General features: G+C 58.6%; 16 protein-coding genes. 14 read left to right on the plus strand and 2 right to left on the minus strand.

What is annotated here, in order from left to right:
* Positions 1-279: 279 nt before the first annotated feature.
* The 9 genes from TBK1r_RS30835 to hypB all read left to right on the plus strand — a co-directional run bounded on the left by TBK1r_RS30835 (position 280) and on the right by hypB (position 7,253).
* Positions 280-531, plus strand: a complete 252-nt coding sequence (locus TBK1r_RS30835) for a hypothetical protein (protein ID WP_145219140.1) — start codon at positions 280-282, stop codon at positions 529-531.
* Positions 532-807: 276 nt separating this feature from the next.
* Positions 808-1,320 carry a bidirectional hydrogenase complex protein HoxE gene (gene hoxE, locus TBK1r_RS30840; protein WP_372897227.1) on the plus strand — a complete coding sequence of 171 codons (513 nt, stop codon included), beginning with the start codon at positions 808-810 and terminating at the stop codon, positions 1,318-1,320.
* Complete coding sequence (gene nuoF, locus TBK1r_RS30845; RefSeq protein WP_145219142.1) at positions 1,321-2,970, plus strand: NADH-quinone oxidoreductase subunit NuoF; 1,650 nt, start codon at positions 1,321-1,323, stop codon at positions 2,968-2,970. It begins immediately after the preceding gene.
* Positions 2,971-3,714 carry a bidirectional hydrogenase complex protein HoxU gene (hoxU, locus tag TBK1r_RS30850; protein ID WP_145219144.1) on the plus strand — a complete coding sequence of 248 codons (744 nt, stop codon included), beginning with the start codon at positions 2,971-2,973 and terminating at the stop codon, positions 3,712-3,714.
* Positions 3,711-4,253, plus strand: a complete 543-nt coding sequence (locus TBK1r_RS30855) for an NADH-quinone oxidoreductase subunit B family protein (protein WP_145219146.1) — start codon at positions 3,711-3,713, stop codon at positions 4,251-4,253. The genes hoxU and TBK1r_RS30855 overlap by 4 nt, the downstream gene beginning before the upstream one ends.
* A gap of 8 nt (positions 4,254-4,261) precedes the next feature.
* Complete coding sequence (locus TBK1r_RS30860) at positions 4,262-5,695, plus strand: Ni/Fe hydrogenase subunit alpha (protein ID WP_145219148.1); 1,434 nt, start codon at positions 4,262-4,264, stop codon at positions 5,693-5,695.
* A gap of 31 nt (positions 5,696-5,726) precedes the next feature.
* The gene (locus TBK1r_RS30865; RefSeq protein WP_145219149.1) at positions 5,727-6,194 is read left to right on the plus strand and encodes a hydrogenase maturation protease; all 468 of its coding nucleotides are present in this window, start codon (positions 5,727-5,729) and stop codon (positions 6,192-6,194) included.
* The gene (hypA, locus tag TBK1r_RS30870; RefSeq protein ID WP_145219151.1) at positions 6,187-6,564 is read left to right on the plus strand and encodes a hydrogenase maturation nickel metallochaperone HypA; all 378 of its coding nucleotides are present in this window, start codon (positions 6,187-6,189) and stop codon (positions 6,562-6,564) included. Before TBK1r_RS30865 ends, hypA begins: the two co-directional genes overlap by 8 nt.
* Positions 6,561-7,253, plus strand: coding sequence for a hydrogenase nickel incorporation protein HypB (gene hypB / locus TBK1r_RS30875; RefSeq protein ID WP_145219153.1), 693 nt, complete (start codon positions 6,561-6,563; stop codon positions 7,251-7,253). Before hypA ends, hypB begins: the two co-directional genes overlap by 4 nt.
* A 224-nt stretch (positions 7,254-7,477) precedes the next feature.
* Here the strand turns inward: hypB and TBK1r_RS30880 are convergent, their stop codons facing one another.
* Positions 7,478-8,935, minus strand: a complete 1,458-nt coding sequence (locus TBK1r_RS30880; RefSeq protein WP_145208447.1) for an IS1380 family transposase — start codon at positions 8,933-8,935, stop codon at positions 7,478-7,480.
* Between the two features lie 152 nt (positions 8,936-9,087).
* On the minus strand, positions 9,088-9,726 hold the full coding sequence (pdxH, locus tag TBK1r_RS30885) for a pyridoxamine 5'-phosphate oxidase (RefSeq protein WP_145219156.1): 639 nt from the start codon (positions 9,724-9,726) through the stop codon (positions 9,088-9,090).
* Between the two features lie 316 nt (positions 9,727-10,042).
* Between pdxH and TBK1r_RS39250 the strand changes: the two genes are divergently transcribed.
* The 5 genes from TBK1r_RS39250 (at position 10,043) to TBK1r_RS30910 (ending at position 17,871) form a co-directional block, all read left to right on the plus strand.
* Positions 10,043-11,731 carry a DUF1553 domain-containing protein gene (locus TBK1r_RS39250; RefSeq protein WP_419580566.1) on the plus strand — a complete coding sequence of 563 codons (1,689 nt, stop codon included), beginning with the start codon at positions 10,043-10,045 and terminating at the stop codon, positions 11,729-11,731.
* A gap of 22 nt (positions 11,732-11,753) precedes the next feature.
* The gene (locus tag TBK1r_RS30895) at positions 11,754-13,124 is read left to right on the plus strand and encodes a DUF1501 domain-containing protein (RefSeq protein ID WP_145219158.1); all 1,371 of its coding nucleotides are present in this window, start codon (positions 11,754-11,756) and stop codon (positions 13,122-13,124) included.
* A gap of 69 nt (positions 13,125-13,193) precedes the next feature.
* A complete protein-coding gene (locus TBK1r_RS30900; protein ID WP_145219160.1) occupies positions 13,194-15,356 on the plus strand; it encodes a PPC domain-containing protein in 2,163 nt (720 codons plus the stop codon).
* Between the two features lie 621 nt (positions 15,357-15,977).
* Positions 15,978-16,757, plus strand: a complete 780-nt coding sequence (locus TBK1r_RS30905) for an OmpH/Skp family outer membrane protein (RefSeq protein WP_145219163.1) — start codon at positions 15,978-15,980, stop codon at positions 16,755-16,757.
* A 181-nt stretch (positions 16,758-16,938) separates the two neighbouring features.
* A complete protein-coding gene (locus tag TBK1r_RS30910; protein WP_145219165.1) occupies positions 16,939-17,871 on the plus strand; it encodes a GGDEF domain-containing protein in 933 nt (310 codons plus the stop codon).
* The last annotated feature ends 69 nt before the right edge of the window (positions 17,872-17,940 follow it).

Raw genomic sequence — 17,940 nt, forward strand, 5'->3', positions numbered from 1 at the left:
ATCATGTGGGACGATCGCGTAAGGTTGTGGTGAAGTGGGATTGGTCGTGGGAGGGGGTTGGCCGCCGGTCTCGATGGCAGGACCGCATTGCACGTCTGCACCACTCCTGCGAGATCCCGGTGGCAAGCCCTTAACGAAATTTGGAAAAAGAAAACGGCTCCGTTGAACTACTTTCCCTTTCCCGTTTCGCTCCGCGCGGGCGGTGCGACGAGGGAACAACATTTGCACGCGATAAGCCTCGCTCGACATCTCTGCCCCCTAGACTGAGTGAGGTGAGTCATGCGTGCTTATTCTGATATGAACACCCACCGTCTTGAGAAGCTGGCGCGTGAGAAAGGAGTCGACTGTCAGATCAGAACGGTGGAGGCCCAAGAGGACGGTCGGTTTTTCGTGTTTGCCGTAGACGGTGTCCCGCTTCGACGTCCCGTCTCGCTCGGTTTCACCGTGGACCGTGCGATCCACACCTTGAACGTCGGATCGTGGCGGCGCTACGCATTGGTCGGCGAGCCCACGACGCTGGCTTCTGCGTGACGATTGGGTGTGCGACTTGGCACGGGCGTGGTGGCATTTGAGTGCTGTGATCGCTGTGGCTGAGCGAATGGGCACACTCTAAAGCCGAAATGCTTCTCCGTTTCGGGACAAAATGCTTGGGAACAGGAGTTGCTATCGGTAGGCCTCGGTTAACCGTTCCTCTGCTGAGTGGTGAGAGCCCATGCATGAGAGGTGCGATCGAAACATCCATCGTGTTGAGAGGTCGACACTGAGAATGAATCCCGACAAGGCAACTCGACCGATGGAGCGAAAACGATGTTGATGGACCGTCCGGGAACCGAACGAACCGCCGTGGTCGCACCACCTGACGACGATAAACGTTGGAAGATCATCGATGTCACGATGCGGCGCAATGGCTATTCGGGACATGCGTTGATCGAAACGTTGCACGCCGTGCAAAGTTGTTTCGGGTATCTGGAAGACCGTTCGCTACGCTACGTCGCGGTGTCGTTGCAACTGCCGCTGAGCAAGGTCTACGGGGTCGCGACGTTCTACCACCTGTTCACACTCAAACCACAAGGCGAGCACACCTGTGTGATTTGCACCGGAACGGCTTGCTACATCAAAGGGTCTCGCGGTTTGGTGTCAGCGATCGAAGCGCGTTATGGCGTCAAGCCGGGCCAGACGACCGACGACAATGTGTTGTCCGTGTTGAGCGCCCGCTGCATCGGTTCGTGTGGCGTGGCTCCGACCGTCGTCCTGGACGGAAACGTGTTGGGGGAACAGACGCCAGATGGCTTGATCGCCGAGCTTCAGGAGGTCATCTGAATGAACCTGGAAGACCTGGCGGAGATCGCCGAGCGATCGGCCGAAGCTGAAAAATCACAACGGCATTGTGTCCGCGTCTGCATGGCGGCGAGTTGCCAGTCCAGCGGCGCCGGCGCGGTGCTCGAAGGCCTCCGGCAGCACGCCAAACAGGACGCCGATGGCGGCGTTCACGTCAAGCCGGTCGGATGCATGGGACTCTGCTCGGCCGGACCGTTGGTCAGCGTGGACGCGACCGAGACGAAAACAGACGTGATGTACAAAGACGTCACGCCGGACGACACCGGGGACCTGTACGCCAGCCTTGGCGGCGCCCCGCTGGAGCGGCTGCGATGTCCGACGGACATCCCGTTCTTTGCCTGCCAGCAACGCATCGTGCTGAAGAACTCGGGAATCATCGATCCGGAACACCTTGACGATTACATCGCCGCCGGCGGTTATTCGTCGCTCGTGCGGGCGGTGACCGAGCTGACTCCGGCGGACGTCCTTCGCGAAGTCAAGCAGAGCGGTTTGCGGGGACGCGGCGGCGGTGGTTATCCGGCGGGACTGAAGTGGTCCACCGTCGCGATGTCGCCGGAGCCACACAAGTTCGTGATCTGCAATGCCGACGAAGGCGATCCCGGTGCTTTTATGGACCGAGCGGTGTTGGAATCGGATCCCCATCGGGTGCTCGAAGGGATGGCGTTGGCCGGGTACGCGATCGGGGCCGAGCACGCTTACGTCTACATTCGTGCGGAGTACCCGTTGGCCGTCGAGCGGCTGAAGAAGGCAATCAAACAAGCGACCAAGAAGGGGTTGTTGGGTCGCCGCATCAGTGACACGACGTTCAATTTCGAAATCGAAATCCGTCTGGGAGCCGGCGCGTTCGTGTGTGGCGAAGAAACCGCGCTGATGGCGTCGATCCAAGGGCTGCGGGGGCAGCCGCGACCCAGGCCTCCGTATCCGGCCGAGGAAGGGCTGTGGGAGTGTCCGACGTTGATCAACAACGTCGAAACGTTGGCCAATATCCCCTCCATCTTGGACCGCGGCGGAGATTGGTTCAAGGGCATCGGCACCGAGACGTCGACCGGGACGAAGGTCTTTGCGTTGGCCGGACGGATCGCGAATTCCGGCCTGATCGAAGTCCCGATGGGAATCCGGTTGCGCGAGATCGTCGAACAGATCGGCGGCGGTATCCCCGACGGACGACGGTTCAAAGCGGTGCAAACCGGTGGCCCGTCCGGCGGCTGTCTTCCCGAACAACATCTCGACATGCCGGTCGAGTATGACACGCTGCGTTCGGCCGGTTCGATCATGGGGTCGGGCGGGATGATCGTGATGGACGAGACCTCGTCGATGGTCGATGTCGCGCGCTACTTCATGGAATTTTGTATGACCGAATCGTGCGGCAAGTGTGTCCCCTGCCGCGCCGGCACGGTTCAGATGCACGGGTTGCTGGACAAAATCGCCGAAGGTCTGGCAACGCAAGCGGACCTCGATCTACTCGAAGAACTATGCGACGTCGTCCAGGCCACCAGCCTTTGTGGACTCGGGCAGACCGCACCGAATCCCGTGCTCAGCACGCTGCGCTACTTCAGACACGAGTACGATGAAAAACTGCGTCCCGAGTCCGAACGCATGCCACGTTTACCAGTCGTGACGGGAGACAATTAAATGCCTGGACCTCCCGTTACCACCTCCACCGGCGTAAAAGTCCGCGTCGTCACGTTGAAGATCAACGAACACGACATCGGTGCCCGCGAAACGGACTCCATTCTCGACGTCGCTCAGGCGAATCACATTCGCATCCCCTCGCTGTGTTTCCTGGAAGGACTCAGCACGTGGGGCGCCTGCCGGTTGTGCGTCGTCGAAATCGAAGGCTACCCCAGGCCGGTTTCCGCCTGCTCGACGACGGTCAGCGAAGGGATGGTGATCACGACCCACAGCGACCGGCTGAAACGCTACCGACGCACGATCCTGGAATTGTTGTTCGCCGAACGCAATCACGTTTGTTCGGTCTGTGTCTCCAACGGCCATTGCGAACTGCAGGATCTGGCAGCCGAGTGCGGCATGGATCACGTCCGCGTTCCCTATCGCAATCAGCCCTACGCGGTCGATTCAACGCATGAAATGTATCGCGTCGACCACAACCGTTGCGTGCTGTGCACCCGCTGTGTGCGCGTCTGTGACGAAATCGAAGGCGCCCACACGTGGGACGTGATGGGCCGCGGCATCGAATGCCAGGTGATCACCGATTTGAACCAGCCCTGGGGTGACAGCAGCTCGTGCACTTCGTGTGGAAAGTGCGTTCAGGTCTGTCCGACCGGGGCGTTGGTCAAGAAAGGAACGGCGGCCGGAGAAATGGAAAAACACGACGAATTCTTGCCGTACCTGGCGCAGATGCGGGGCAACCGATGAGCGATTCAGCCAAAATCACGTTGGCGACCGCGTGGCTGGACGGCTGCTCGGGGTGCCACATGTCGTTCCTGGATCTCGATCAACGGTTGATCGAACTGGCCGCGAAAGTCGACATCGTTTACAGCCCGATCGTCGACACCAAAGAATTACCCGTCGACGTCGATGTCGGAATTCTGGAAGGCGCGGTCAGCACCGAAGAGAATTTGCAGATCGCCAGGATGTTCCGCGAGCGTTGCAAGTTTCTCATCAGCCTGGGCGATTGCGCCGTCAGCGGCAACGTGCCGTCGATGCGAAACACGTTCGATTTGGATGATGTTTTCGATCACGCCTTCGTCGAAACCGTTCAAGCACAACCCGGCCGGCCCACCGAAAGCTTGCCGACGCTGCTGCGGACCGTCGTGCCGATTCATCATGTCGTGAACGTCGACCTGTTTGTCCAGGGTTGTCCTCCGTCGGCCGACACCATCTGGTACGTGTTGACCGAACTGATCGCCGGCCGCACACCGGATCCCACCCAAATCACCCGCTTCGGAGCCTGAAGTCCGCCATGGGACGTACGATCAAAATCGATCCCGTTTCTCGCATCGAAGGTCACGCGCACATCACGCTGCACCTGGACGATGACGGCAACGTGGATGATGCAAAATTCCATCTGACCCAGTTCCGCGGCTTTGAAAAGTTTTGCGAGGGACGGCCGTTCCCCGAAATGCCCGCGTTGACCGCCCGGACCTGCGGCATTTGTCCGGTGAGTCATCTGGTCGCTTCGTCCAAAGCCTGCGATCACCTGTTGAGCGTGACGATTCCGCCGACCGGGGCCAATTTGCGACGGTTGATGAACCTGGCTCAATTGATGCAATCCCACGCACTCTCGTTCTTTCATCTCTCCTCGGCCGACCTGCTGTTGGGCATGGATTCGAACCCGAAGTCGCGAAACATCTTTGGCTTGTTGGCCGTCGATCCGCAATTGGCCAAAGATGGAATCCGATTGCGGCAGATCGGTCAGACGATTATCGAGATTTTGGGTGGCAAGAAGATTCATCCCGGCTGGATGGTCCCCGGTGGCGTCAGCGCGCCGATCACCGAAGAGAAACGTGCCGAAATGTTGGCCATGCTTCCCGAAGGCCTGGAGATCGCCCAACGCACCTTCGAATCCTTCAAGGGTTTGATCGGAAAGTTTTCCGAGGAGATCGAACACTTCGGCAACTTTCCGACGATGTACCTGAGCCTGATCAAACCGACCGGCGGGCTGGAACACTACGACGGCTACTTTCGGATCAAGGACGCAGCCGGCGCGATCGTCGAAGACATGGTTCCGCTCGAAGAATACGAACGCGTCATCGGTGAAGCGGTCGAACCTTATTCGTACATGAAGTTTCCGTATTATCTGCCGGCAGGCTACCCCGAGGGGATCTACCGTGTCGGGCCGTTGGCGCGGTTGAATAACTGTGATTTCTGCGGGACCAAACTCGCCGACGCGGCGCTGGACGAGTTTCGCGCCCTGCAGCACGATCGTCCGGTCAGCAGCAGCTTTCACTTTCACTTTGCACGACTTGTCGAAATTATCTATGCGCTCGAACGGATGAAGGAGTTGCTGGACAATCCCCATATTCTGGACACGCGGGTGCGAGCCCGCGCACGTGGCAACAGCGACGAGGGCATCGGGGTTGCCGAAGCTCCTCGGGGAACGTTGATTCACCACTACAAGATCGACGACGACGGTCTGATCACGTGGGCCAACCTGATCATCGCGACCGGCCACAACAACCTGGCGATGAATCAAGGCATCAAGCAAGCGGCCAAACACTTCGTCGACGGCAACAACATGCAGGAAGGGATGCTCAATCGCGTCGAAGCGGTGATCCGGTGCTACGACCCGTGCTTGAGTTGTGCCTCGCACGCCTTCGGCCAAATGCCGCTGCGGATCGAATTGCAAGACTCACGCGGGAAGGTCCTCGATCAGTTGCTGCGGCAGGTTTCCTGAAACTTGAAACTTGAAACTTGAAACTTGAAACTTGAAACTCACCGCACTCGTCATCGGTCTCGGAAACACCTTGCGCGGTGACGATGCGCTCGGGCCCATCGCCGCCGAACGGGTGCGGCAGGCCGTTGATCCGCAAGTGGTCCGCGTCATCAACCGCTGCGCGCCGACGCCCGATCTGGCATTCGAACTCAGCGAAGCCGGACGCGCCGTCTTCCTGGACGCGTCGATCGAAGGCCCTGCCGATCGGGTTCTCGTCCGACGGCTGCATGAAACCAATGCTGCCGAAGCACTTGGGCACCAGCTGAGTCTCGGCAGGCTGTTGAGTCTCACGCGTCGTTTGTATGGCGACGTTCCGGAAGCGTTCGCGATCACCTTTCGAGGCCGGACGTTCGAGTTGAGCGATCGCTGTTTGACCCCCGAAGCGGAATCGGCTGTCGCGACAATGGTCGCCGAGACGCTGCGGGTGATCGAGTCGGAGAAGGTGATCGCTGATGCATGAACTCTCCATCGCATTGAATATCTTGGATATCGCGGCCGAAGAAGCCGAACGTCGGAACATCGATTGCGTCGAAGCCGTCCATATCAAACTCGGTCCGCTCTCGGGGATCGTGAAGTCCGCGTTGCTCTCGGCATTCGATCTGGCCCGCGAGCACTCGGCTCTGCCCGCGGCTCGACTGGTGGTGGAAGACGTGCCGATCGTCATCTACTGTGAACACTGTCAGGCCGAACAACCGGTCGAGTCGATCCAGGAACTCGTTTGCCCGGTCTGCCGAACGCCTTCCAACCATGTGGTCGCCGGGCGAGAAATGGAAATCACTGCGTTGGAAGTCACTGCGCTGGAAATCACTGATCCGGATATCAAAGCATGAATTCTCAAACCCGCCTTGTCGAAGTCCGCACGAAGATCTTGAAACAAAATGATGTGCTGGCAAGGGAGCTGCGGGAGCGGTTTCGACAAGACGGCGTGACCGTTGTCAGCTTGGTGTCCAGTCCGGGCGCGGGCAAGACGGCGCTGTTGGAGGACTTGTTGCTTCGTCTGCGCGAGAACTATCGAGTTGCTGCGCTCGTCGGTGATCTGGCCACCGACAACGATGCCCGACGTTTAGCCCGGGCCGAAGTCCCGACGAAGCAGATCACGACCGGAACGGTGTGTCATTTGGAAGCGGACATGGTCGCCGACGCCCTTCAGGGCTGGAACACCGACGAACTGGACTTTCTGTTTATCGAGAACGTCGGCAATCTGGTCTGTCCCGCCACGTGGGACCTCGGCGAGGCCTTGCGTCTGGTCCTGTTCTCAGTGACCGAAGGCGAAGATAAACCGCTAAAGTATCCCACCATCTTCAACACCGCCGACGTGGCCGTGATCACCAAGATGGATCTTGCGGCGGCCGTCGAATTCGATGCCGCCCAGGCAAAGCGTAGCCTGCAATCGGTGCGGCCGGGAATCGAATCCTTCGACGTGTCGGCCAAGACCGGCGAGGGAATGGCGGAGTTGCTCGAGCGGTTGCAGAGGCTGCGGGGGCTCGGCGTTGCCGGCAACCAACAGCGGACGAAGTGAAAAGGGAAGGCAGACACGAATGGCACGGGCAGACGTGTTGGTGTGCAGGCTTTAGCCCGGATATTGCATCCGCTGACTGGTTGACTCTGATTTTAGACTGAGTTACGGCGAGGCTGTCCACGATAGCCGGTTTTTGCTGCAATCGATTCGCTGCGGGCAGAGGGCCCCCTACCCCCAGACGACCGGAAGTCGCTGCGCGGTGCCACACGATGCGATGGGAGTGGCTAATCGCTACGGCACAGACGTGCCAGCACCTGATTGAACAGCGGTTCCCAGGGGCAATGGCTGCAAAGATGAAATACCACCCGACGACAAGTCACTCGAACTCGGGCTGCTATTTTCAACAGTCGCAATCGAATCGTGTCCACACGTAGACGACTCTGTTTCGTTCCACTCAGGCCCAGGCGACGCAACCCATCGAGTAGAACGTAAGCAAATGATGAAAGCATCACGCGGAACTGATTGGCAATAAAACGGGTGCAACTGGTGCGATCAGCGAACAGACAAAGCTGTTGCTCTTTGATCCGATTCTCCATCTCGCCACGCATGCAGTAGTGCTCTCGATAAAACTTCTCCGGGTCATAAGCGACAGAGCACCATGTCCCTGGAGTCTTAACTTGTAGCGGCTGCCTTTTGCCATCGACCATCGGTCGATGGTAGGTCGTGTCGACAATGTCGTCACTTGAGAAACAGTTTGTTACGACGAAGCGAGGATTGGGGCCTTTGGCGGTATACTCTGCTTTGCCGACCACCCAGCGATGGCGGTCCCACGTCCTGCCGGTGCGATAGCGAAACCACTTGTAAAAGGCTTGTTTGCCACCACGGTGGAATCTCTCGACTCTTGCGCGAGTCATTTCGCAGGCAATTTGCTTGACCAAAACCTTATTCTTGGGCAAACCAAAGACGTAGTGGACATCGTTTTTGTCGCACCAGCGCATGAGGCGTTCGATCGCAAAACCTCCGTCACCACGAAGGGTGATTTTGACCCGAGGCCATCGTTGGCGGATCCTTGCAACAAGCAATTTTGTGATTCCGCGTGCGTGATGGCCATCACCGAGGTTGGCTGGACGAAGATACGAGACGAGAAGTTGGTCGCCGCAAAACACGTACAGAGGTTGGAAGCAATAGCTGTCGTAGTAGGCATTGAAAGCCTTTTTATCTTGATCGCCGTGTACCTTGTCGTCCGTTGCGTCTAGATCGAGTGTGATTTCATCAGGCGGGGTGTCGAAGCTGTCAAGAAAAATGTCGACGAGGATCTTGCTGAGTTCGAAGAGTTCTTTTTTGGTGATTCGGTTTTCAAATCGGGAATGAGTCGAGGGGCTCGCCAGAGTGGGATCCCAATCGTCATCCGACCTGTCATTGATTCGAGGGGGCCGTCCGGCGGCGACTTGAAAGGCGGCATCATCGCGAAGCTGCTGTTGATCGTTTGCGTCTTCGTATCCGGCCGCGATCGCAAAGATTCGACTGATAAGGATTTCCGCTTGAGAATGAACGGTGTGAATCGGATCACGCGGGTCGTGAATCGCTTGGTCGATCCGCTTGATCAAATTGAGCTTTTTGTCGACTTCGCGAAGCAGGACGAGGCCCCCATCGGAAGTGAGCGATCCGCCGTCGAAATCTACCTCAACGGCCTGCCTTCTGAGGCGTTTCAATGCGGGACGATTTCGTTTACGCTTTGTCATTGCCGAAAGCCTTGGTTTTGTGGTCTATGAAGTGTCGTAACTCCAATAGATACACGAACTAAGGCTTTCGCGCTATAGGGGCAGTCGAATAAGCGGATGCAATATCCGGGTTAGCCGCCCACTGACAACCAAAAACGTGTCGGACACCTTGTCTAGGGTGCGAGGCGTTTGCGTTCCCAGCCTTGGTGTTCGTCGGCTTCGTAACAGATCCGATCGTGCAGTCGGTTCGGGCGGCCCTGCCAGAATTCGAAACGCGTCGGTTTCACGCGATAGCCTCCCCAGAAACTTGGCAGTGGCACTTCTTTGGACGCGAATCGCTGTTTCATTTCTTGCATCTTGGCTTCCAACATCGACCTCGACGAAACGATCTCGCTTTGGTGCGATACCCACGCCCCAAGTCGACTGCCCCGCGGTCGCGTCAGAAAATACTTCAGCGACTCGGCGGTACTGACCCGTTCGGCCGTGCCGCCGATTTCGACTTGTCGTTGCAATGGCAGCCACTGAAACAGGATCGAAACGCGGGAGTTGAGTGCGATATGTCGCGCCTTGCGGCTTCCGTAATTCGTAAAGAAGACAAAACCGCCCACATCGAAGTACTTCAGCAGAACCGTTCGTTGGGTCGGCTGACCGTTCGGGGCGACGGTGGCCAAAATCATCGCGTTGGGTTCCAGCAATTCCGCCGTCGATGCTTGGTGGTACCACCGCTCAAATTGCACGAAGGGACACGGATCGACACGATCAATGCCGAGAGATTCGAGTGCATATTCCTGTCGAAGATGTGAGAGATCCATCGCAAACGATTCCGTGAAGCCACAAAGACGCAACGGGTTTAGTTTAGTGGATGGGGCGACGTGGTGAGTTGGAACGACATTTGCGACACTCAATCACCCTGGGGAAACTTTGGACCAAACGCACACCCACCCCCAACTACATACCCACCCCTGGTCCCCCGCCGAGAACGAGTACCCCGACATGCCGCAACGCGGTGTCGCGAAGAGGTTGCAGTGTCCAATCGCACTGACAACACTTCCCATCCGATGGTGGCGACACGCCTGAGTTTCTCGTGCACCTTTGATTGCGGCCTGCCGCAAGAAGGAGTCATGCGCGATGTCAATACGATCATCCCTCTGGTTCATTCTGTGTTTGACGTTGGTCTGGCGCAGCGTCGCGATTGCGGATGGTCGCACGGCGAACCTCTATGAAAGTGCTGTTGCAGCAACTCCGAACGGCGAGATCGACAGAATCGTTTTTGCCGAGCTGTCTTCGTTGGGCATTCAGCCCGTCACCTGCTCCGACGCGGTGTTCGTCCGCAGGGTGTACCTGGACATCATCGGCACGCTGCCGACGGCCGACGAAGCGCTGCAGTTCATCGAAGATCCCGACGTCAAAACGAAACGCGCGGCGCTCATCGAGCGCCTGTTAGACCGGCCCGAGTTCGCCGACTATTGGTCGATGAAATGGGGCGACGTGTTGCGGATCAAGGCGGAGTTTCCCATCAATTTGTGGCCCAATGCGGCTCAAGCGTATCACCGTTGGGTGCGGGCATCGATTGTGGAGAACAAACGTTACGATCAATTTGCCCGCGAGCTGCTGACCAGTAGCGGAAGCAATTTTCGAGTCGGCTCGGTTAACTTTTATCGCGCCATGCAGAACAAAACTGCCGAGGGCATTGCCAGCAGCGTGGCGTTGACATTCATGGGCACGCGGACCGAATCGTGGCCTGAAGAACGTTTGTCCGGCATGGCCGTCTTCTTCTCGCAGGTCGGTTACAAGCCTACTGCCGAGTGGAAGGAAGAAATCGTTTTTTGGGACCCGCTCGATGCAAGCACTCTGCCAGACAACGCGGCGCCCGGCCAGGCTGCGGTCGCTGCATCGCTGCGATCGAGCGAAGCTGCCGACCGCGCACGTGTATCAAACGCGAAACCGGCGAAACCAGCGAAGGCGGAGAAACGGTCCGCGGCGGTCTTTCCCGACGGCACCAAGGTGTCGCTGAGACCTGATCGAGACCCACGCGAGGTGTTTGCCGACTGGTTGATCACGCCGGAAAATCCGTGGTTCACGCGAAGCATCGCCAACCGCGTTTGGGCTTGGCTGATGGGCCGCGGGATCATCCACGAGCCGGACGACATTCGAGAGGACAACCCACCCAGCAACCCGGAACTGATGGCGTTCCTGGAGCAGGAATTGATCGCCAGTGACTACGATTTGAAACACTTGTATCGACTGATTCTGAATTCCGCGACGTATCAAATGTCTTCGATGCCGGTTGCGGATCCATCGGAGGCTCCCTGGGCCAGGTATCCACTGCGTCGACTTGACGCCGAGGTGCTGATCGATGCGGTGAACCAGATCACCGGAACAGTCGACCTATACACCAGCCCGATTCCGGAACCGTTCACTTACATTCCCAGTGACCAACCTGCGATTGCGCTGGCCGATGGCAGCATCACCAGCCCTTTCTTGGCGTTGTTCGGACGTTCCGCGCGGGCCACGGGAATGGAGAACGAACGCAACAATCGACCGGTGGCTTCCCAGTGGCTGCACCTGCTCAATTCCGGGCACATCCAAACCAAACTGGAACGCGGCCCGGCGCTCAAAGCAGTGCTGACGTCCAGTCGCGATCCCGCCGTGATCGCCGAGCGTCTCTATCTGACGATTCTTTCACGCCGGCCGACCGACGCGGAGTTGAAGACGGTGGCGTCGTACGTGCGATCCACCCCTCTAAAAAGGAACGAGGCAGCGATCGACGCCGCATGGGCGTTGATCAATAGCCCGGAATTCCTTTATCGACACTAACTGTCTTTGGATACCGATCACCATGAACACGAACCATCGATCTGCCACCGCAACGCGGATTTCCAGACGTGACTCATTGCAGCGCGGCGTTTGCGGTGCCGCGGGCGTGCTGGCGGCCCATCAACTCGGATCCCCATTCGTCTCCGCCAAGCCGGCCAACACCACGCCGCGATCCGACCCCAAGTCGGCCAGCGCCAAGTCGGTCATCCAGGTGTTTCTATGGGGCGGGATGTCTCACAACGACACCTGGGACCCGAAACCCGAGATGGGACGCGAGTACATGGGAGAGTTTGGCGATGTGTTGTCGACCAACGTTGTTGGAATGCAGATCGGCGGATTGTTTCCCGAACTGGCCAAGCAGGCCGACAAGTATTCGCTGATTCGCAGCATGACCCACGGTATCAATGGGCATGAAACCGCGGCCTACCTGATGCAGACCGGGCACAGCGCCGGCGAACGGCTTGCCTATCCGAGCATCGGCGCCGTGTTTTCGCTGTTCAAGGGCCGGGACTACACGGGAATGATTCCGCCCTATGTCGTGTTGACCAAACCGCAGGGCCGGTTTTCCGAGGAAGGATTCCTGGGGCCGAAATTCAAACCCTTTGCAACCGGTGGCGACCCGGCAGCGGCCCGTTTTGAAGTCGAAGGCATCGTGGCTCGCGGCATCACCGACCAACGTCAAGCGGCGCGTCGCGACTTTTTGGACAAGATCAACACGATGGGCCAGCTGATGGACGGGCATCCCCAGTTGGCGGCCGCGGAGGAAGCCAAGGCACAGGCGTATGAGTTGATGCTGGGGCAAGGCAAGCAGGTGTTCGATCTAAGCAAGGAGACACCGGAATTGCGAGATCGCTACGGTCGCCATACGTTCGGCCAGGATTGCCTGGTCGCGCGGCGGTTGGTCGAATCAGGCGTTCCCTACGTCGTGATCAACTATCCCGGCGGCTGGGATACCCACAAGAATCACTTTGCGACGATGCGCCGACAATGCCCGGAACTGGATCAAGGCTTGGCGATGTTGCTGCAGGATTTGGATGATCGCGGATTACTCGACAGCACCGTTGTCTGGTGCTGTGGCGAGTTCGGTCGCGGCCCGAAGGTGGATTGGCAGCCGCCATGGAACGGTGGTCGCAACCACTACGGCAAAGTCTTTAGTGCATTGCTGGCCGGCGGTGGATTCCGTGGCGGGCATGTCGTCGGATCGTCCGATGAGAAAGCCGAAGAGGTCAAAGATCGCCCCGTGTACCCGGCGGATTTGCTGGGCAGTATTTATCAGCTGTCCGGTATCGACGCGAATGCCGAATTGCCGCATCCACTCGGCCTGGAAGCCCACGTGCTGCCTACCGCGAGCGAAGGCGCGCCGTCGGCCGGACGGTTAGCTGAAATCATGTAAACAAAACGTGGGATAGGCGTCCAGCCTGTCAACGCGGGAAAGAGGCTTTAACTGAACAAGGAACTCACCATGGACAAGTCGACTTGGATCCCGATCTTGGGACTGACCCTGGTTCTGGTCGCGGGTCCCTGGGCACCGGCTCCCTCGGCAACGGCCCAGCGGGCATCGGGCCAATCGGCACCGTACATCGGATTCGTCTATCCCGCCGGCGGTCAACAGGGCACCACGGTCGAAGTCAGACTGGGCGGGCAACGGATTGACGGCGCGCACGCCGCGCTGGTCAGTGGTGAGGGCGTGTCCGCCGAAGTCAGCCAGTTTTATCGCAAGCTGAGCAACCAGGAAGTGACGTTGCTCAGGGAGCAGCTCAGGGAGCTGCGGGGCGAAGTCGCTCAGCAGAAGAAAGCCAAACAGGAGGTGGATGAAGCGACCGAGCAGTTCATCGTCAGGCTTGAAAAGCGTATCGGCGAATGGGTCAACCGGCCGGCCTGTGAAGCTGTTTCCAGCATCGCGCTGGTTAAGGTAACGATCGACCGTGACGCCGAACCCGGGGCCAGAGAAATCCGCTTGATCGGCGCTCGGGGGCTGACCAATCCGATGGTCTTTCACGTCGGGCAATTGCCCGAGTCTTCTCGCAAACCCATGCTGACCAGTCCGTTTCAGGTGCTCGGCAAAGAAGCGCTCGCGCAACGAAAGCGACCGGCGGAGGAGATCGAGTCAAGGATCGAATTGCCCTGCACCGTCAATGGCCAGATCGCATCGGGTGAAGTCAACCGCTATCGCTTTGAAGCCCGTGCCGGTCAACGACTTGTGATTTCCACCAAAGCGCGGGAATTGGTTCCCTTCATCGCCGATGCAGTCCCCGGCTGGTTTCAGCCCGTGATGGCGCTATATGACTCTGACGGACGAGAGCTGGCGTTCAACGACGACTATCGCTTCAAGCCTGATCCGACGCTGTTTCTGGACGTTCCCCGCGACGGTGAGTACGTGTTGACGATCACCGACGCCTTGTACCGTGGTCGCGAAGATTTCGTCTATCGCATCTCGATCGGCCAGTTGCCCTTTGTCACGAGCGTCTTTCCGCTCGGAAGCCGTTCCGGTCAAACACCGGACGTCGAACTCTTCGGGCGGAATCTGGAGCAGACGCAACTCTCCCTGCCTTCACCCGATGCCGCCCCGGAAATATACCAAGCCGTTGCCGATGTCGACGGTCTTGCCAGCAACACCTTTCCCCTGGCTGTCGACGCACTTCCGGAAGGTTTGGATCGCGAACCCAACAATCGCCCGGCCGATGCCCAACCGGTGAAGCTTCCGATCATCATCAACGGGCGTATCGATCGACCGGATGATTGGGACGTTTTCAAGATCACCGCCAACGCCGGCGACAGAATTGTGGCGGAGGTCCATGCCCGCCGACTCGATTCGGCGTTGGATTCGATGTTGAAAGTCACCGATTCGAGCGGCAAACCGCTGGCCCATAACGACGATCACATCGACGCGGCAGCCGGCTTGAACACGCACCACGCCGATTCCTATGTGGCGATCACGTTGCCCGAGGATGGAGATTATTTCGTGCATTTGGGGGACACGACGCGTGACGGCGGACCGGAACATGGCTATCGCCTTCGCCTCAGCCGTCCACGCCCCGACTTTGCCCTCCGCGTGGTCCCGTCGAGTCTTAATCTACGCGGCAAATCGGCCGCCGCAGTTACCGTTTACGCGATCCGCCGGGATGGATTCGAAGGTCCGATCAACTTGAATGTCGAAGACTTGCCAGACGGCTTCACCGCGGCACCGGTAACGCTCAAGGCCCATCAGAACGAAGCCAAACTCTTTGTCAGGAGCCATCGGAACAACATGGATCAACCGGTCGACCTGACGATCGTCGGCCGCGCGAAGATGCTTCACCGCACAGTCACACATCCGGCGGTCCCGGCGGAGGATCGCATGCAGGCGTTCCTGTGGCGTCACCTCGTTCCCGCCCAAGACTTGAAGGCCCTGGTGATCAACGCCGCCGCGGGGCGTCCGCCCACACGCGTCCGCCCGCCCAAGCTGGAACCGAAGGATCTGCCGACAGGTCCGCCGCAGTTCTCCAAGAACCAAGTGGCGGGGCGATTGAGGCAGCTCAATCTGCTGTTCGACGAGTGGCTGTTGACCGACGACTTCTACCGTCGCAAGGTCGCTCAGTGCGAGGTCTTCGGGGCGGCAGAACCGGTGGTGGCGAAGAAAAAATAGCAGGGCTCCATGGCGACCTCGCAGTGCTCCATGCCGACTTCGTCATTGGGCATTTGTCGCACTGCTGAAATGGCCACCGGCGAATGCGTTCATGATCCCCATTCTCGGTCGCGAATTTTCCGGCCACCGCTTCTTTGCACTCAAGCCCCGATTGAGCAGCGGGATTCGTTGTGACGGAGGGGCGGACGTCGAAAGTGTAAAATTTACAGCCGATTGAAAAATGGGGAGGCCTCGCGGGCGGTTCCGGTTTCGTTTGACGGGCCGGCCCGATCGAGAATCCCGTTTTTTCCTTCCACGCGCGCCGTCCTGCATTTCCGCCACTGATCCTGGCGGCGGTAACTTACGGTGCGTTCGGCAAAGCGCGGGCAACTAGAAACATCGCCCCTCGCCGTTGAAGCGTCGCTACCTTCGCCAGAAGGTGGAGCTTCGCCGTTTTCCACACTCTGGCGAACGTCGAAACGTCAAAGTGGCGCTGTCCATCTCGATGGATCGCGGCCTTTGGCATGCCGGTTGCTTTCCTGGTTGCCGCTCGCCGTCGGACCGACCCACCGGGACGATCAACTCCAGCGGCCTTCGAAGAGTCAGGATGACCCGCAATCAGAATTCAGGAGGAATTCGACCATGTTTCAATCTCACCTTCTCCCCGGTGGTTCAATGGAAGTCGCACGATGTTCGGGCCAGCGATGTTCGGGCCAGCGATTATCGGCACAGCGATGTTCGGGGCACCGGATTGCAGTGGTGCACGCGTTCGCTAACGCCGCTCTCGCCTGTGTCCTGTTCGCCGTTTGTGCCTTGCCGGTGTCGCCGGTTTCGGCCCAGCAAGCGGTTTCGGCCCAGCAAGTCCCGCCATTGGATCAACCCGGCCACCGCTTCGCGGTGATTGATGTCGGCCATGTGTTCAAAACTCTTCCGGCAATTCAGGCACAAATCAGCAAGGTCAAAGCCGAATTACAGAAACACGAGGCCGAGGTGAAACAGAAGAGGGATGCATTGAATCAGGCTGCCATCCGCCTGAAATCGATGACCCCTGGCACGGCGGAATACAACCGACAAGAAGAACTCGTTGCGAGTTTGGATTCGAAGCTGCGGTTGGACATGAGACGCCGCCACAACGAGATGAGTGAGGCCGAGGCGAAGATCTACTACGACAACTATCTGAGTCTGAGTGCGGCGGTGAAGGCCGTTGCCGTCCACAACAACATCAACGTGGTGTTGCGTATCAATGGTGAAGACGTCGATTCGCAGAAACGCGATTCGGTCACGCGTCACGTCATGAGGAACATCGTCTTTCACGATCCCGGCATCAATATCACCGACACCGTGATGCGGTATTTGGAACAACAGACGCAGACGTCGCAAGCAGCCACGGGATTCGGTTCTACCGGGGGGACGCAACGTTGAGGCTTTGGCGGTACGGTCAGACAGGCTGCGGTGGGGGCAAACGGATGGGGCTACCAGATGGATTGGGGGCAAGAAGGAGGAAGGGAAACGCGAAATCGCTGGTGACGCGGAAGCGTCAGACTTGATACATCTAGGGAGTCCGTTGCGCCACGTACGTTCCATTGCAAGCATTCGATTTGATATGAGTCTCCAATCCCCCCAACCGTCTGCCAAGTATTCGGACACACAAACGTTTGAAGCCGGGACCCTCCGCGTCGAGGAAGGGGTCACGTCTTCGGATCGCCAAACGCCCAAGCGGGCGTTTTTGAATGTGATTCGCAGCCGCGCCGACATCGGCGTCAACGCATTTCTGGAAGATCGAACCGTGATCGGCCGCAACCCGACGTGCACGTTTCCGTTGCATGATCTGAAGGTGTCCGGACATCACGCGGCCATCACGCCCAGTGGCGACGGCGAGTTTGTTCTGGAAGACTTGAATTCCACCAATGGAACACGGGTCGACTCAACCCCGCTGATCGGTCGCAGGACGCTGCGGGATGGTGACAAAATCTTCGTCGGGGAAACGGTGATCCGTTTTTCACTGGCCGACGAGCTGGACATCGATTTTCACAGCGAAGTCGCAACCCTCGTCGGCAGGGATCCGCTGACCGATCTGCCCTCGAAACGACGCTTCGACGAGGCGTTGGAGTTTTCACTGCAGAGTTCGCAACGCCGTGACGTTCCGCTCGCCGTCTTGATGATGGACATGGATGGCGTCAAGCAGATCAACGACACCTATGGGCATCTTTACGGCGCACACGTCATCGGTGAAACCGGACGGCTGATTGCAAACGTGCTGGGATCTCGGGGACAAGCGTGCCGATTTGGCGGCGATGAATTCAGCGCCTTCCTGCCCGGTCATGACTTGGAGGCCGCTCTCGGGATCGGTGAACAGATTCGCGTTGCGGTCGCATCGGCGGGATTTGAGAAGAACGGGGTCGCGCTGCGGCCCACGATCAGCATTGGCGTGGCCTGTTTTCAAACGACCGCGACCGACACGCTATCGCTGGTCACCGCCGCCGACGCGGCACTCTATCGAGCCAAAGCCCGGGGAAAGAACTGCGTGACCGCGTAAGACCGCTCGGGTCTGCTGCGAGAGTGGCTCAGGGAGATTCGTTCAGGGAGATTGCCGCGGATGCTCCGC

The sequence above is a fragment of the Stieleria magnilauensis genome (assembly GCA_007753675.1).
Taxonomy (GTDB): domain Bacteria; phylum Planctomycetota; class Planctomycetia; order Pirellulales; family Pirellulaceae; genus Stieleria; species Stieleria magnilauensis.

Bases quoted from the DNA above. Each gene is read 5' to 3' on its own strand.
- hoxU (WP_145219144.1), top strand. From the start codon at position 2,971: ATGCCTGGACCTCCCGTTACCACCTCCACCGGCGTAAAAGTCCGCGTC.
- TBK1r_RS30910 (WP_145219165.1), top strand. From the start codon at position 16,939: ATGAGTCTCCAATCCCCCCAACCGTCTGCCAAGTATTCGGACACACAA.
- pdxH (WP_145219156.1), bottom strand. From the start codon at position 9,726: ATGGATCTCTCACATCTTCGACAGGAATATGCACTCGAATCTCTCGGC.
- TBK1r_RS30895 (WP_145219158.1), top strand. From the start codon at position 11,754: ATGAACACGAACCATCGATCTGCCACCGCAACGCGGATTTCCAGACGT.
- TBK1r_RS39250 (WP_419580566.1), top strand. From the start codon at position 10,043: ATGTCAATACGATCATCCCTCTGGTTCATTCTGTGTTTGACGTTGGTC.
- TBK1r_RS30905 (WP_145219163.1), top strand. From the start codon at position 15,978: ATGTTTCAATCTCACCTTCTCCCCGGTGGTTCAATGGAAGTCGCACGA.
- TBK1r_RS30880 (WP_145208447.1), bottom strand. From the start codon at position 8,935: ATGACAAAGCGTAAACGAAATCGTCCCGCATTGAAACGCCTCAGAAGG.
- hypB (WP_145219153.1), top strand. From the start codon at position 6,561: ATGAATTCTCAAACCCGCCTTGTCGAAGTCCGCACGAAGATCTTGAAA.
- TBK1r_RS30860 (WP_145219148.1), top strand. From the start codon at position 4,262: ATGGGACGTACGATCAAAATCGATCCCGTTTCTCGCATCGAAGGTCAC.
- TBK1r_RS30900 (WP_145219160.1), top strand. From the start codon at position 13,194: ATGGACAAGTCGACTTGGATCCCGATCTTGGGACTGACCCTGGTTCTG.
- hypA (WP_145219151.1), top strand. From the start codon at position 6,187: ATGCATGAACTCTCCATCGCATTGAATATCTTGGATATCGCGGCCGAA.
- nuoF (WP_145219142.1), top strand. From the start codon at position 1,321: ATGAACCTGGAAGACCTGGCGGAGATCGCCGAGCGATCGGCCGAAGCT.
- TBK1r_RS30855 (WP_145219146.1), top strand. From the start codon at position 3,711: ATGAGCGATTCAGCCAAAATCACGTTGGCGACCGCGTGGCTGGACGGC.
- TBK1r_RS30835 (WP_145219140.1), top strand. From the start codon at position 280: ATGCGTGCTTATTCTGATATGAACACCCACCGTCTTGAGAAGCTGGCG.
- hoxE (WP_372897227.1), top strand. From the start codon at position 808: ATGTTGATGGACCGTCCGGGAACCGAACGAACCGCCGTGGTCGCACCA.